Here is a 15,849-nt window from a genome sequence, read left to right on the forward strand (position 1 = left end):
ATGTCTGTAAATAAATTGACTGATGAAGAGAAGAATTTATTGCTGCGGCTTTCCTATATTGATTTGCCAACGAGCTATGAAAACTCAAAAGACTCCCCGAATTTAGAACGGGTTGTCAGTGACTTGGCGCTCATGCCGGATTATGCAGAGGATGAGACGGTGATCGCCATTCAGGATTATCTTCAAAAGCCGAATAATAATCTGGCAGATTTGAAGTTTGCAGGCTATGAAAATAATAATCCGAATTTCAAGGATCTTATGGATCACAAATCGGTCTCGGGTTTTGTCGGGTATGCTTTCGAGGATAGGGAAGGAAACGGCGTGGCCCTGTTCAGGGGAAGTGAATCGCTGGTTAACCCGGGCCATCTGGCGACAGACTGGAAATCAAACGTTGAAGCGGCAATGGGTATTGACATCAAACAGCAGCGGGAAGCGGATGATTTTTACCAAAGGTATTTGGGTGAGCTTAGCGGAGAACGGTTAGTAATGGGCCATTCCAAGGGCGGCAACCTCACCTCGCATGTATTTGTGAACAACCTGGATGACAATGTGAAATCCTATGTCATCAATGCAGCTCCGATTTACTGGTGGGATTTGAGCGATGAGCAGAAAGAAGCATTAAAAGGTGATCGAAATTCATTCATTGTGTTCGAGCTTGATCCGGTATCACAGCTGGGCTATGTCCCCTACGTAGATAAAGTTGTATCAACCAAGCCGAGGGAATCCATGGGTGAGGTGCTGAATCCATTCTATGCCCATGGCCTTGCAAATGTCGGGGATTTTGACAGCGAAGGCAATTATGAACGATGTAAAACAGGCTCCAATTGGGCCCGCGATGGAGTGAATTATGTGTTAGCGGGAGTGATTTTTGGTGTCTCGATGTCGACTCCAGTTTTAATGAAAAAAGCCTCGGACTATGTGCGCAATGTGGCACCGCATGTGATTTCTGCCGCTGCCAAAGGGCTTACCAAAGCCGCGAACTGGTTACGGGATGAGTCGATTAAAATCATTACAAAGCTGCAGAACGTTACGAGGGAATTGAAGAGCAACCTGAACTCCTTTTTTAACGATATGATTCACAAAGCGAAGTCGCTTGTAGGAGGTGTGGCCGCATTCTTCGCCGGCGGCAGTGCAGCGGCAGCCGAGCCAGTGATCAAGGTCGATATCGGCCGCCTAAGGTACTATGCTGAAAGGCTTCAGAATCTGAAGCGCAGGACAGCCCACTTAAATGATATGGTGGACAGCCTCTACTGGGAAGCCGGGCTTTTGGGTCTTGATAATGTACTGAGGGCCGATTTAAGAACATCAGCCATTGATACTCGAATTACCCAAAGTGCTGCTTATTTAAACAGGACGGCTGAACTGATGCAAAGGGATGAGGCCTATCTATTAAACAGAGCGGGATCTGTCCGCTAGGAGGCATGAGAGATGGGGAAAATGGACCCGAAAGTAAAAAGCAAGATTAATAGAATTGCAGCTGAGTCACATGCCATCGCGAGGGAGCTGGAGGAAATTGCCGAGGGAATTGCCAGGGAATTTAAGGGGATTGGCGTTGCCCAGTGCTCATCCAGCCTCCAGGGAGCAGCCCAGAAATATCACAGGGTCTCAAGCGAGCTTAGGAGAATTTAAGGTCTATCCATTCGTATGACTCTTTAGGAGTTCATATAAAAAAGCCACTTTAAGGAGGTGAGAAGAATGTCAAGATCAATTATGGTTGAACCACAAAGACTGGAAACAGCAGCAAACAAAATTGACCAGCAGGCAGCTGACTACGAAAGAACGTATAAAGCTCTTTTTAGCGAGGTTGAGGCAATGGGAGCTGCATGGCAGGGAACAGATAACACTGCGTATGTCGGCCAAATCAAAGGCTTCATGGATGATTTCACAAAAATGACCAACCTGATGCGCCAGTACTCCGAGTTCCTGAAGCTAAGCGCGAAAACCTACCGTGAAACACAAAACGAAGTCATTAACCAGGCAAGAAGATTAACCAACTAATCCATTACATATTTAGGAGGTGGACATATTGGCAGCTGATGGAATTAAAATTACGCTCGGCGAGGTAAGCAAAACCGCTGGACAAATCCGTACCCTGAACCAGACGCTTTCCATCCGTCTTGAAGAAATCAAGAAGGAAATGAACGCCCTGGCTTCCGTCTGGAACTCTGATTCATCCAACACAATCAGGGGCAACTTCAATGCCCTGGCACCAAGATTTGAAGAATACCGCCAAGTCGTCGACAGCTACGCAAAGTTCCTCGACAACACAGTAACCAACTACAACCAGGCAGAAACAGCCATTAATAATAACGCTAGTTCTTTTAAGTAGGAAAAGCGGAGCCGACTGTCCAGCCCTGACAGGCATAAGACGCGCGCCGCAGGAAGTCGTTCTTTGACTTCTGAAGGGGAGTGGCTTATGACCCGAAGGGCTAGGAGGCGGAGCTGGACAAGGAAAAGCGAAGCCTTGGGAGGAACGTCAACTAAGACCCGCCACATCCTGTGGCGAACGTTGACGTCAGCACATCCTGTGCAAGTCTGACAAGCGCTGGCCGACTAAGATGGCCACGTCCTGTGGCAACGTCGGCACTAACATCCTGTCCGTCGAAGGTCCAGCAGGTGAAGTCGTTCTTTGACTTCATCAGCTGGACCGAAGCGACTCGAGGGGCTAGGCGCTGAAGCTGGACAAAGAAAAGCGGAGCCTTAGAAGGAACGTCAACTAAGATCCGCAACGTCCTGTTGCGAACGTTGACGTTAGCACATCCTGTGCAAGTCTGACAGGCATAAGACGCGCCCCGCAGGAAGTCGTTCTTTGACTTCTGAAGGGGAGTGGCTTATGACCCGAAGGGCTAGGAGGCGGAGCTGGACAAGGAAAAGCGTAAACGCCTTGGGAGGAACGTCAACTAAGACCCGCCACATCCTGTGGCGAACGTTGACATCCCGCTTCCTTTGGCAAGCTGGAAAGAAAAATGATGAGGGCAGACAGCACAGGCTCGCTGCCCTCTTTAAAACAAACATGATGGAGTCGAGTGAAGATGATTAAACAGGTAGAGCTGAATCTCGATAACTTTGGAGTTTCGAAGTTTTTATTTTATAAGGCCGCTGGGTCTGAAAATGTTGATGGAGCCCGCATTGACTGGCTGAAGAACAGCCGGATTCCTGGTGTCCTGCCATGCATCGCCATTCAGAAGGATGAGGACGTCTATATTCGCTATGACCTTGTATCGGAAACGACTCTCAGAAAAAAGCATTCAGTTATTACAAGGGATACTCTCTGCAAAGCCCTGATGGACCTGGCTGAAACCCTGGTGGAAGCCCAGGCTGGCGGATTGGACACAGAGAGTTTTATCCTGAACAAGGACCAGATTTATATTGACAGCTTTTCCGGCCGATTGGTTTTTATTTATCTGCCTGTAAAAAATCATGCCTTTGAAAAAAGGTCATTGAAGGAATTTTTACAGGAATTTATCACGATGGCACCGTACGACGAACAGGATGACGCCCGCTTCTTTATTAAACTTCATAATTATCTCCTGCAAACAAAGGAAATCTCCCCCACGGACCTTTCTGAAAAACTCCGGGAATGGGCGGCTGATTCGGAAATCCCTTTCTTCCAGCAGGATTGGAAGAGGCAGCCGCATTATTACAGTCCGGGAAGTCCTGCAGTGGTAGTGGACACCCCGGTTCAACAGGGCGTCGTGACATCGGAGTACAGCTCGCAGAAAAAGGATAAGAAAACAGGCCGGAAGCTCGAGATTGAGGAAGAGGTCCAGTATAAGCGGATCACCAGGACCGAGCTGGGAGACAACAGCTCGCTCCTGAAGGATGCCGCTTCATTAGGGGGCACTTCCATCAGCATCCTGCCGAATATCGGGACCCCTGCCAAAGACGAGGTGGAAGAGGAAGGCACGACCGTCCTGGGAGCTGCCGGGGAGGAGGAAGAGGGGACAACCTTCTTGGGCCTGGAACCTTCAGCCAAGCCATTTTTGCTGGCGAGTGCCACCAATGAAAGAATCAAGATCGATAAAAGCTTGTTTAAAATGGGGCGCGATCCCCTGCAGACACATTACACTTCAAAGAACAGTGTGGTGGGGCGGGTCCACGCCCAGCTGCTCACAATCGATGGAGAGTATTTTTTTGAAGACAATCATTCGACAAACGGCAGCTTCGTGAACGGAGTGAAGCTGCAGCCGAAACAGCGGCAAAAAATCAGGCATGAAGACAGAATCAGGCTGGCCAACGAGGAATTTGTATTCAGGCTGTTTTAGTCCAATTTTACAAGAAGGAAGGAGGGGAACGGGATGCCATTTCAATTGGCCTATCATACGGACATCGGCATCAGAAAGAAAACGAATCAGGATGGCCTGCTGCTGAAAACAGCGAAAACGCCGGACGGGCAAGTGGGGTTGTTCGTGGTGTGCGACGGCATGGGCGGACTTTCGCACGGGGAGCTTGCGAGCGCGACCGTCATCCGGGGAATGTCCGGCTGGTTCGATGAACAGCTTCCGCGCCTCCTTGCTGAGAAAAAGGAACGGAATATTGTGAGCGGGCTGGAGGCTTGCATTCGTGAGCTTAATGATAAAATCCTCCAGTTTGGCGAGGCAAATAAGATCAAGCTTGGCACCACCATCACGGCGCTGCTTGTCATCTATTCCCGCTATTATATTGTCCAGATCGGCGACAGCCGGGTTTACAGCATCCATCATCAGCTAAAGCAGCTGACAAAGGACCAAACCCTGGTTGCTCGGGAGCTGGAGCGGGGCAACCTCACAGAGGAACAGGCGAAAGTGGATCCGCGGCGGAACATCCTCTTGCAATGCATCGGGGCGACGAGGGAGCTTGATGTTACGATTTCCGAGGGGTACATCGAGGAAGGTGCGCTATATATGCTGTGCACGGACGGCTTTTACCACGAGGTGATGGAGGAAGAACTTTTGACCACCCTGAATCCTGACCGATTTTATGGGGAAGAGCAGATGAAAGATAAAGTAGTTGAGCTGGTCGAGCTTGTGAAGCAGCGGCAGGAAAGTGACAATATTTCCGTTGTTGTGGCGAAGGTGACGGCCTGATCAACAGTTTCAGCGGGAAGTTCTTTTAATAGAACCGCAGACGGTGTTTCTGAAAGGTTCAGAGGCAGTTTCCGGTTGCATCGGCAGGGGCTGCTTTTAAAAGACGCAACCATTATTGGAAAGGCCATTCAGCCTGAGGGGGGATTTACTTGATACAGATCGGAACAATCATAGATGACAGATACGAAATCCTCAAGGAGATCGGGCGCGGGGGCATGAGCGTCGTATATCTGGCGATGGACAACAGGCTCAATAAATCCCTTGTGGTCAAGGATATCCGCAAACGGGCCAACAGCAATAACGAGCTGCTGATCAACTCTCTCGTTGTTGAGGCAAACATGCTGAAAAGGCTGGATCACGGTGCTTTGCCCCGGATTTACGACATTATTGATTCAGCTGGCGATATCTATGTGGTCATGGATTACATCGAGGGCGAGTCGCTGAAAGAAAAGCTGAAGCGCGAGGGGAAAATCGCCGCGGATGAAGTGATCGACTGGGCCCGCCAGCTCAGCCATGTCCTCGGCTACCTTCATTCCAGGAAGCCCAATCCGATCATTTACCGGGATATGAAGCCGGACAACGTGATGCTGACACCCGAAGGAAAAATCAAGCTGATTGATTTCGGGATTGCCAGAGAGTATAAAACCGACACTTCTTCGGATACCACCAACCTTGGAACGAAAGGGTATGCCGCGCCGGAACAGCTTTCCGGAAAGCAGACCGATGCGCGGACCGACATCTACAGCCTTGGCGTTACCCTCTACCACCTGGTGACTGGGAAGAGCCTGAGCGAGCCGCCTTACGAGGTGAAGCCAATCCGCCAGTGGGATCCGGCTTTGCCGGAAGGGCTTGAGCACATTATCAACAAATGCACCCAGTCCGAGCCTGGTGACCGTTATCAGACATGCGAGGAGCTCGCGTATGATCTGGAGAATATCGACCGGCTCACGCAGGGCTATAAAAACAGGCTGATGAAGCAATTAACCTTATTCCTGATTCCGGCAGTGATGTTCCTCGGGTTTTCGACAACCTCGGTTCTCGGATACAAAGGCATGAAAAATGAACAATTCCAGGATTATATGGGCCTTGTCAACCAGTCTAGCCTGGCGCTGATTGAAGGGAAAGAAACGGAGGCCGCAGAGCTTCTGGAGCGTGCCATCACGGTAGTGGACAACAAGAGGCCTGAAGCGTACATCAATCTGCTTGATTTTTACATAAACCGGGGTGATGTCGATACCGGCCTGGAGAAAATGACGTCCTATATCAACGATAAATATGGGAATGTCCATAAAAATGATGCTGTCCTGTTCAAAATGGGGATGACGTATTTTGATGTGAAACGGGATTATACGAGTGCCCTGAGGTATTTCCAGCAGGTGGATGAAAAAGAAATCCCTGATGCGAAGTACTATAAATCCCTTGCCGCCACGATGGGAACCTTGAATATCAATTATAAAAAGTTTGCCGGCGACCTTCTCGAATTCCAGAAGTTTAATGACAGCCTCCCGAACAATGCGAAAAAAATCGAGAACTACAATTCGCTGGCCAATATTTATATCTCGTATAAAAGCCAAATTAGCGAGGCGAACACCGAGGCGATTGATATTGTGCTAAAAGCGGGAGACATCCTCGAACAGCTGGGGCAGGAAGAGCTGCAGTTCAGATATGAAATGGAGTTTGAGCAAAAGCTGGCCCAGGCGTATTACAGCAGGGCCGTGAATTCCGAGGATAAGCTGACTGCTAGGGATGATTACGAGCTCGCCGTCGAGCACTATAGCAAGCTGATTGAATTGAATGCGCCAAATCAGGAAGAAATCCTTGGCAACATCGGGGTCATCCATCAGGAAATGGGCGAAAGCTCGCAGGCTGTCGAGCAATTCCAGACCGCAATCAAGAAACTCCCCGACAGCATCAACATTCACGTTAAGCTCGGGAACCTCCTGCTCGACATCGAGCAAAGCAAGGAAGAAAGCAAGCGGAACTATAAAGAGGCAAAGCAGCTCTATCAAAAGGCCGGCAAGCTCAAAGGCGCACGTGAAGATGAAGCCTTCAAGAAGCTGACGAGGCGGATGGAGAATTTGCGGATTTTGTAGTAATTGTATTGGGCGATTATAGTGACTGGGGTTGAGGAGATTCTGAAAAACTAGCTAATGCAAAGGGTTCATGGGGACCCGATTTGCTAAGAATCAGAGAGTATGGTCGTTATAAAGGGTTCATGGGGACCGAAATGGTGCGGGGAAGAGCAAATTGATCATTATGAATAAGTTCATAACGCCTGTAATTTGCAGGAACCAAGGAAAAGGTCGTTATAAAAGCTGCTAATTTGAGTGGAAACCTCCCTAATCTTTAAACCGACGATTTTATTCCTGATTAGCAGTGGTTTATTCCTGATTAAAGTCTATATATCACTGATTACGCTTGATATATTCCTAATAGCTGTAAAATCATTACCAAATTCAATAGGATGGTTCTTTTAAAAATAGTAACTTTTCAACTGCATCGGAAATTGACAGATAAAAGGCTGTGAAAGTATGGAATACCAGATTATGTTTTACGGGGGCATGGCGGGTGCGGCGCTGGCACTGGTTCTGTCAGTCTTCCTTTATATAAAACTGAATATCCCGCAGGTGGTGAAGGATTTAACTGGTTTCACCCTTCCTGGCGCCAACAGGATTTCAAACTCCATGAGGAATTCTGATGCTGAGCAGACTGGCAGAATCACCAACGAAATTAAGTTGCGAAAGCATGTGGAAGTGGAAGGGTCACACCCAGCGCCGACCGCCCTGCTTAGCCCGGATGGAAGCGGCGCGGCGATATTGACCGGAAACCCAACGGGAACAACGATCCGAATGGGCAAGAAGGGGAGCGCTGCTTCAAAGCCGGAAGCGGAAAGGGTGTCATTTTCAAAGCGACACAATGTTGATCATGGAAGCGGAACAACGCTTTTAGCTCCGCAAAAAGCAGAAGGTACCACTCTTTTATCACCCCAGTCTGCGGAAGCCACTGCACTCCTGAGAGAACAAGAGGCGACAGCACTGTTAAAAGACACAAGTAGACCGGCTCAGGACGAAACGGCGTTTTTATCAGGAAAACAAGGTCAAGGCGCAGCAACCTTTTCGACAGAACAGCGCGCAGCTTCTGACTTAAAAGTAACTTCGCATCAGCATTTGGAGGAAACGGCACTTCTGACCGAAGCACCATCAGGCCAGGAGGAAACGGCCCTTCTATCCGAAACACAGCCAGACCTGGGGGAAACCGCACTTCTGACACAAGCGCAACCAGAAGCGGGAGAAACGGCAATTCTTTCAGAAGCACCGCCAGGCCAGGAAGAAACCGCCCTATTATCCTCGCACCCAGATAAAGGGACAACCTCGCTTTTAGAAGAAAGAATGCGACCAGGTCAGGAGGAAGCACGGGCCGCCGCCTTTGATGAGACGATGATTCTCTCGGACCTGGAGGAAACAACCGTCCTCTCGGAGATCGAGGGCACCGCACGGCAGGCCGCAGCTGCCGCAGAACCTGAGCAAGAAACGGCTTTTAAGAAAGAAGTGGACATTATGATCGTCCATTCTTCGACCACGATTTAAGAAGGAGAAGGAAATGATAGGGACAATACTGGGAATCTATAAAAAGAACAAATGGATTGTATTGGCATCCGCTGTAATCGTGCTGCTCGCTTCGATCCTTGTATTTGATACCAAGGCGTTGTCCAACTGGTTCGGCGTTGACAGGAAGGTTACGTTCAATGGCGATACCTGGGACATGAGCGACCGCTTCAACAAAGGATGGAAGACCAATGGGAATTCCGTTACCTTTGTTGTTGACTTGCAGGATGATTATGAAAACAAGTTTAAGGAGCCTCCCGCTGAACCGGTGGATCGGCCTTTTACCATTAAGGCAGCCTACCAGGGAAATGGAATCTCTGTACCTGAGCCTGTGAAAGTGGGCGGTGAGGCTGGCTTTAAGGGCCAGTACCAGGTGACCATTCCTTTTAATAAGGAAGGACGACTGGATATACATATTAGCATTGATGGAAATAATGGCTGGGACGCCCGCCCATCATCCGGAAGCTTTAGCATTACCAGGGACACAACGGCACCAGCAGTGGAGCTTTCAGGAATTGAAAATGGCGCCCTTTCCACCAGGGATGTCGGCATCAAGGTCAAAGTGGCCGAGACGCATTTCCAAACCAGCCAGGTGGATGTTTCCGTCACGAAGGATGGAAAGAGTGCCGGCCAGCTGGACTGGCAGAACAGAGGGGAAACAACCGAAAAAACGTATTACTTTAATAAAGACGGGGAATACAAGCTTTCGGTTTCAGCTGTGGATGAGCTGGGCAATGCGTCCGGGACGAAAACCATCAGCTTTGCGATCCGCACCAAAGGCCCTGTTTTAAGTATCAGCGACCTTGAGGGGAATAAACCTCTGGATGAAATCACTAAAACGAAGAAAATAGGCATTGCCGTAGAGAGTGGCATTTCCATTGGCTCTGCGTATGTGGAAATCACGAAGAACGGCGGGGCACCTACGAAGCAGGAATTGGCGGTTGATGGCAAATCAGCGAGCCTGAGCTATCCTGTTACAGAAGGGAATTTCAAGCTAACCGTCTATGTTGCAGAAAAACATGCACAGGGAAAAACGCACCAGCTTCCGGCCTATGCTTTTACGGTGGATCATACCGGCCCTGAGGTTAGCGTAGCAGGTGTGAAGGACAAAGAAAAATATGAATCAGCCAAAAGTGTTGAAATTGCCGTGCAGGACCCGCATTTTTCCGGCGGAGAAGTGACGGTGACAAGAACTGGATATAACGGAAAAGAGACACCTCAGACCTATCAGCTGAACCGTGAAGGAAAAGCAACCTTGAGGGCGGAGCGGGACGGGTTGTATGAGATCTCGATCCAGGCTGCCGATAAAGCCGGAAACCAGACGCAGAAAGCCATCTCTTTTACCATTGATGGCGATAAGCCGGAAGTAAAACTTTCCGAAGATGTGGATGGCAAGTATTTTAATGAAAATAAAACCTTAAAGGTTTCCGTCCAAGATTTTACACTAGTTGAAAAGCCTGTTCTCAAAGTGACAAAGGATGGAAAAGAGTACCTCAATGAAGAGCTGGATCTAAGTTTCTTCCATTATCAGAAGATCCTAACTTTCAAGGAGGATGGCGTATACGAGCTCCAGTTAAGCACGGCGGATGCCTTTGGCCGCGAGTCCGGGCTGGAACCAGTGACGTTCACGATCGACCAGACGAAACCGGCGCTCGGCATCGATAACGTCGAGAACAGCCAGATTTACAACAGTGATCTTACTATTGGCATTACCGCGGCAGATAAAAACTTCGTGCTGGAGAATACGAAGCTTTACGTGACCAGGAACGGAGCAAAGTATCTGGCTGCATCAGGAAAAGACGCGGTTCAGAAGCATAAATTCAATCAGGACGGCGAGTACGTCATCTATCTTGAATCTACCGATAAAGCGGGGAACAAGGCAACAAAAGAAGTTGCTTTTACCCTTGATAAAACAAAGCCTGGCCTAAGCATTACCGGCGTTGAAAATAAAGAGATTGCCCAGAAGAAGGACAATGTCATTCTCGCTGTGGAAGATTTAACGCTGGATTTAAAACGGACAGCCGTTGAAGTGACCAGGGACGGCAAGGAGTATGAACTCGGCAAACTGAAGTGGGAGACAACCAGGACGAGTTCCGGTCTGAAGAAAGCAGCAGCACAGCTGTCTTTTGAACAGGAAGGAACCTACGAAATTACCTTTAGCTCGGCGGACGCCAAGGAGAATGTTGCTGAAAGTGTAAAGGTCGCTTTTACCATTGACCATACGCCTCCAGCGCTCGAAATCAAAAACGTCGATAACAATGGGCTGTACAAGGAGTCAAAGAAGGTCGAAATCTCTGTAAAAGACCTGCATAACGTGATTGAAAATACGAAACTGTATGTAACACGCAATGGAAAAGAATACCTGAAGGCAAACGGAAAAGAGGCTGTGAAATCCCACCTGTTCGAGGAGGATGGCGAGTATGTGATCTACCTCGAATCGACGGATCAGCCAGGAAACAAAGCACAGCACCCACCGGTTGCTTTTACCATCGACCAGACGGCTCCAAAACTGAGCATCACAGGGGTTCAAAATGGAGAAGCTGCCCAGAAGAAGGAACATGTCATCCTGACAGTGGAAGACCTGACGCTTGATATGAAGAGGACGGCAGTCAAGGTGACGCGGGATGGAAAAGAGTTTGATCCGGGAAAGCTGAAATGGGATCGATCCAAAACCGACGCTGGCCTGAAGAAGGCGGCGGCCGAGCTTTCCTTTGATCAGGAAGGCAGCTACGAAATCTCTTTCAGTTCGGCGGATTCAAAGGAAAATGCAGCTCAAACACTTAAAGTGGCCTTTGATATCGACCAGACGGCCCCGGCTTTAGAAGTGAAGAATGTCGAGAACAACGGGCTATACAAGGAAGCAAGAACGATTGAAATTTCGGTGACGGATCTTCATCCGGCGATTGAAAGCACCAGGCTGTATATCACCCGTAATGGGGAAGAATTCCTTAAGGCGAGTGGTAAAGAGGCCGTAGCATCCCACCTGATTGATCAGGATGGCGAGTACGTGCTCTACCTGGAGTCCACTGATGGCCCGGGAAATAAACGCGTGCTTGAACCGATGTCATTTACGATTGACCAAACGAAACCAAAGCTAAAGATTACCGGAGTCGACGATGAGGAACATGCCAAGTCAAAAGAGGGAATCGTGCTTACTGCGGAGGACCTTACGCTGGACCTCAAGGAAACCGTCGTTGCGGTAACCAGGGACGGCAAGCCTTATGACCTTGGCAAGCTTGACTGGAAGGTCACAAAATCGGATGACAATATCCGGACAGCCGAAGTGAAGCTTTCCTTTGAAAAAGAAGGAGATTACGTGATTCAGTTCAGCTCCACTGACGCGGCGAAAAATAGTGCTGATCATGTATCTAAGGCTTTCACCATTGATCATACAGCTCCAAAGATCAGTCTCGGCGGAATTGCACAGGGAGCCTTCGTTCAAAAAGGCAAGACCGTGACCATTAAGGTCGACGAGCATAATTTTGCCTATAACAAGGTGAAGATTAAGGCGACCCGCAATCATGAAGAATACGATTTGGGGAACTGGGAAAACACCGGAGAATCCTCGAAGCTGTCTCATGTTTTCAACTCCGATGGCGATTATGAAATCACGGTGAGCGCCGAGGACAAGGCGGGGAACGCTGCAGAGGCGAAAACACTCAGTTTCACGGTGGACAATGTGAAGCCGGCGATCGATATTTCCGGCGTCGCCAAGGATGCCTATTATAAAAACGGCAAGAATGTCAGCATCCAAATCAAAGAGCACAATTTTAAAAACAATGATGTCAGCATCTCTGTCACTCGACAAATCGAAGTGAACGGCAAAAAAGCAGTCTACTCCATCGGCGAGTGGAACAATGCCGGTGAGGTTTCCAGCCTGAGCCATCATTTTGGCCAGGATGGCGAATATGAGATCGTCGTCAAGGCGACCGATGCTGCCGGAAACAAGGCAGAAACGAAAACCGCCCACTTTACGATTGACCAGGTTGCTCCTGGCCTGAGCATCACCGGCGTTGAATCTGGCGAGGATTATCCTGTCTCAAAGACAGTGACGATGAAGGCAACTGACCGCAACATCGATATGGCTAGCACGAAAATAAGTGTGACCAGAGACGGCAAGGCCTATAACATTGGAAGACCGACCCTTGCGAACGCCATTACAGCGGCAAAGAGCTTTACTTTTAGCGAAGAAGGCCGTTATGTGATTTCGTTTAAAGCGACCGATAAAGCGGGCAATTCCACGACTCATGATCAAATTGATTTTATTATCGACAAAACGACTCCGGTCGTGAAGATTGATGGAGTGGAGGACGGTTCCTTCAATCCGGAAAGCAAGTACGTCACCCTGTCGGTGGATGAGCTGAACTATAAGACAAACAATGTTTCGGTTACGGCTACAAAGGATGGAAGTCCGTTCAGCATCGGTGCCTGGGAGAACACAGGCAAGGTGTCGAAGCTGGGATACAACTTCAGCCGCGACGGCCTATATACACTCAATATCAGTGCTGAGGACAAGGCCGGAAACGGGCCTGCTTCCAGGAAAACCACTTTTACCATCGATACGGTAAAGCCGGCAATTGAAATTTCCGGTGTGGAAAATAATGCGTATTATAATGTAACAAAGCCAGTGTCTGTTTCGATTACAGATGTCAATCTGGATATCAACAGAATCAAGGTGACCCGTAACGGAATGAGCTACAGCCCAGGCGGTTTTGCGGTCAGCGGGAACACGGCATCGCTGAGCCACAGCTTCGGCCAGGAAGGCGAATACCATGTAACGGTTGATGCGACCGATAAGGCGGGCAACTCTTTCAGCAGGGAAATTACGTTCACGATTGATAAAACCAAGCCGGTCATCACGCCGAAAATGAATGGCGAGACCATAAAAGACGGTGCCTACATCAATAAGGTGTTCACACCAGTTTTTGCCCTTGATCAGAGTGAAGACAGCATCGTTTCTGTATCGCTGAACGGCAAGAACATGGGAACCAAAATCCCGATGGCCTCCAAGGAAATGAAGTATTCCTATAAGGTGCTGGCCCGCGATAAAGCAGGAAACGAAGCGACTCTTGAAATTTCATTTACTTTGGATACAACCAAGCCGCAGCTGAATGTAACTGGCGTGCTGGATGGATATTTCAAGGATAATATCGCACCGCGCGTGACGTATTCCGATATTCATCTGGACAGCGGAAAGACCTCCGTCACCTTGAATGGGCAGCCATATGTCAATGGAACAAGGCTTGAAAAGGAGCAGGATTATGTGCTTAAAGCGCTCATAACCGACCTGGCCGGCAATGTGTCTACAAGAACAATTGTATTTACGATCGATAAAACATCGCCTGTCATCAAGTTCAAAGAGCCGATTTCCAATAAGTACTTCAACGAAGACCTGATTCCAGAGCTTTTGATTGAGGACCTGAATGCCTATGACATCATCGCCATGATGCTCGACGGAAAATCCTATGAGCTGGGCGATCCGATTAAGGAAGAAGGCAAGCATGTGCTGTTCTTTGAAGTCAAGGACAAGGCGGGCAATATCAAGCAGATGAGTGTTGAATTCATTATTGATAAAAGCGCGCCAAAGGTGATTTTTGAAGGTGTCAAGAAAGCGGCTAAATACCGCGACCCAGTCAATATTTCCATCACCCTCGACAATCCGCAGGATACGATTAAGGATGTCTCCATCAATGGAGAGCTATTTGACGGGGAAGTCGTGGAGGAGAATGGCCAAAAAGTCATCAAAACCACACTGAGTGATATTAATAAATATGAAATCAAGGTAACAGCGTATGATGAAGCAGGCAATGAAACAGAGAAGGTCCTTCCATTCGAGATTGTCGAAAAAGGAGCACTCGTCAAGCTTTACGAAAACAAGCCATTGTTTGCCGGAACAATTGCAGGACTTCTGGGTATCGTGACAGCTGCAGGATTCATGGCTGCGCGAAGCAGGAAAGAAGAACAGCCAGAAGAATAGAAAGAAGGAAGAGGTTTTAAAGGGGCATCCCTTTAAGGCCTCTTTTTATGTTGGAGTGAAGTTTGAACAATTAGCGACAATTAGGGAGAGTACAGCAAGTTCACTCTATTGTATAGTAAAATAGACCTAGTTAAATAGGAGGGGGAATTTTACATGAAGCTGATGTATTCATTGCTTGCCAGTTTACTAATGTTGAGCCTGGCCGCATGCGGAGGCACAGAAACATCCACCGCGGTGAAGGAAGAGAAGCAGGAAGAAGTAAAATTGCTGGATCGTAAAGAATTTGAACAGATGTATACCGATCCTGAAAAATACAAAGGATCAAAGGTGGAGTTTTACGCCAAGGTATTTGTGGAGCCGGAAAAAGATGAAGAGGGCACTTATCTTCAGGTGTATGCCAATAATAATGACGAACGAAACACCATCATTGGATATGAAGATCCTGATTTTGACGTCAAGGTGGACGACATTATCCTGGTCAAAGGAACAGTGGAAGATGTATTTGAAGGGGAAAATGCACTTGGCGGGACTGTAACGGCCCCGATGATCCGGGCGGAATCCATCCAGCAATCCGACTATGTCACCGCCTTCTCTCCACCTAAAAAAACCATTGAAGTCAGTAAAGAAGTGGACCAGCACGGCTACATCATCAAGCTCAATAAAATAGAGCTGGCCGATACGGAAAGCCGAGTATACGTGACCGTCACCAACAAGACGAAAGAAAACATCTCTTTCTTCTCTTTTGATGCGAAGGCTGTAGCTGGAAGCAAACAGCTGGAAACACAGGACAATTACGAGGCAGCCTATCCGGAAATTCCTTCCGATATCCTGCCCGGCGTCCAGAGCGAAGGAATCATTGCCTTCCCGGAACTGCCCGAAAAAGGGAATGTAAAAATCCTCTTTGAAGGCTCCTCCGATAACTATGAGCTAGAATTTGAACCGTTTGTATTCGATGTCGAATATTGATGTGGTGTTGGCCTTCCTTTTCCTGTGCGGCAGGGGAGGGCTTTTTACAGGTATCTGTCCTAGAGAACAGAAATACGCTGGTTGTGATAACCCCTGAAAAATGGTCACTGTCACACCTCTGACACCGGTTTTTCAATAAAAGCCGATAATCGATGCATAAACCGAAATAATACATGCATAACTTCCCGGGAACGATGCATAAACTTAATTTTTTGATGCATAACTAGTATTCCCT

General features: G+C 48.4%; 11 protein-coding genes. All 11 read left to right on the forward strand.

Annotated features, from left to right (window positions below):
- On the forward strand, window positions 1-1,416 hold the full coding sequence (locus EV146_RS16125; protein WP_158287110.1) for an Mbeg1-like protein: 1,416 nt from the start codon (window positions 1-3) through the stop codon (window positions 1,414-1,416).
- A gap of 12 nt (window positions 1,417-1,428) precedes the next feature.
- Window positions 1,429-1,629 (forward strand): hypothetical protein, encoded by a 201-nt coding sequence (locus EV146_RS16130; protein ID WP_241993931.1) that lies wholly within the window; start codon window positions 1,429-1,431, stop codon window positions 1,627-1,629.
- A gap of 66 nt (window positions 1,630-1,695) precedes the next feature.
- A complete protein-coding gene (locus EV146_RS16135) occupies window positions 1,696-1,998 on the forward strand; it encodes a WXG100 family type VII secretion target (protein ID WP_121610597.1) in 303 nt (100 codons plus the stop codon).
- 19 nt (window positions 1,999-2,017) lie between these two features.
- Window positions 2,018-2,329: a pore-forming ESAT-6 family protein gene (locus EV146_RS16140; protein ID WP_241993932.1), complete on the forward strand. Its 312-nt coding sequence runs from the start codon at window positions 2,018-2,020 to the stop codon at window positions 2,327-2,329.
- A 504-nt stretch (window positions 2,330-2,833) separates the two neighbouring features.
- Window positions 2,834-3,040 (forward strand): hypothetical protein, encoded by a 207-nt coding sequence (locus tag EV146_RS16145; protein ID WP_132008163.1) that lies wholly within the window; start codon window positions 2,834-2,836, stop codon window positions 3,038-3,040.
- Window positions 3,033-4,265: a DUF6382 domain-containing protein gene (locus EV146_RS16150; protein ID WP_132008166.1), complete on the forward strand. Its 1,233-nt coding sequence runs from the start codon at window positions 3,033-3,035 to the stop codon at window positions 4,263-4,265. Before EV146_RS16145 ends, EV146_RS16150 begins: the two co-directional genes overlap by 8 nt.
- 33 nt (window positions 4,266-4,298) lie before the next feature.
- Window positions 4,299-5,066 carry a PP2C family protein-serine/threonine phosphatase gene (locus tag EV146_RS16155; RefSeq protein ID WP_132008169.1) on the forward strand — a complete coding sequence of 256 codons (768 nt, stop codon included), beginning with the start codon at window positions 4,299-4,301 and terminating at the stop codon, window positions 5,064-5,066.
- A 149-nt stretch (window positions 5,067-5,215) separates the two neighbouring features.
- Entirely contained in the window at window positions 5,216-7,159 is a 1,944-nt protein-coding gene (locus EV146_RS16160; RefSeq protein WP_132008172.1) for a protein kinase domain-containing protein, read from the forward strand.
- 438 nt (window positions 7,160-7,597) lie between these two features.
- Window positions 7,598-8,653 carry a hypothetical protein gene (locus EV146_RS16165; protein WP_132008175.1) on the forward strand — a complete coding sequence of 352 codons (1,056 nt, stop codon included), beginning with the start codon at window positions 7,598-7,600 and terminating at the stop codon, window positions 8,651-8,653.
- 13 nt (window positions 8,654-8,666) lie between these two features.
- Window positions 8,667-14,648, forward strand: coding sequence for an Ig-like domain-containing protein (locus tag EV146_RS16170; protein ID WP_132008178.1), 5,982 nt, complete (start codon window positions 8,667-8,669; stop codon window positions 14,646-14,648).
- Between the two features lie 153 nt (window positions 14,649-14,801).
- A complete protein-coding gene (locus EV146_RS16175) occupies window positions 14,802-15,614 on the forward strand; it encodes a DUF4352 domain-containing protein (protein WP_132008181.1) in 813 nt (270 codons plus the stop codon).
- The last annotated feature ends 235 nt before the right edge of the window (window positions 15,615-15,849 follow it).

The organism is Mesobacillus foraminis (genome assembly GCF_004340465.1).
In the GTDB taxonomy this organism is placed as follows: domain Bacteria; phylum Bacillota; class Bacilli; order Bacillales; family Cytobacillaceae; genus Mesobacillus_B; species Mesobacillus_B foraminis.

Coding starts and splice junctions, on each gene's coding strand:
- EV146_RS16125 (WP_158287110.1), top strand. CDS start 1: ATGTCTGTAAATAAATTGACTGATGAAGAGAAGAATTTATTGCTGCGG.
- EV146_RS16130 (WP_241993931.1), top strand. CDS start 1,429: ATGGGGAAAATGGACCCGAAAGTAAAAAGCAAGATTAATAGAATTGCA.
- EV146_RS16135 (WP_121610597.1), top strand. CDS start 1,696: ATGTCAAGATCAATTATGGTTGAACCACAAAGACTGGAAACAGCAGCA.
- EV146_RS16145 (WP_132008163.1), top strand. CDS start 2,834: ATGACCCGAAGGGCTAGGAGGCGGAGCTGGACAAGGAAAAGCGTAAAC.
- EV146_RS16150 (WP_132008166.1), top strand. CDS start 3,033: ATGATTAAACAGGTAGAGCTGAATCTCGATAACTTTGGAGTTTCGAAG.
- EV146_RS16155 (WP_132008169.1), top strand. CDS start 4,299: ATGCCATTTCAATTGGCCTATCATACGGACATCGGCATCAGAAAGAAA.
- EV146_RS16165 (WP_132008175.1), top strand. CDS start 7,598: ATGGAATACCAGATTATGTTTTACGGGGGCATGGCGGGTGCGGCGCTG.
- EV146_RS16170 (WP_132008178.1), top strand. CDS start 8,667: ATGATAGGGACAATACTGGGAATCTATAAAAAGAACAAATGGATTGTA.
- EV146_RS16175 (WP_132008181.1), top strand. CDS start 14,802: ATGAAGCTGATGTATTCATTGCTTGCCAGTTTACTAATGTTGAGCCTG.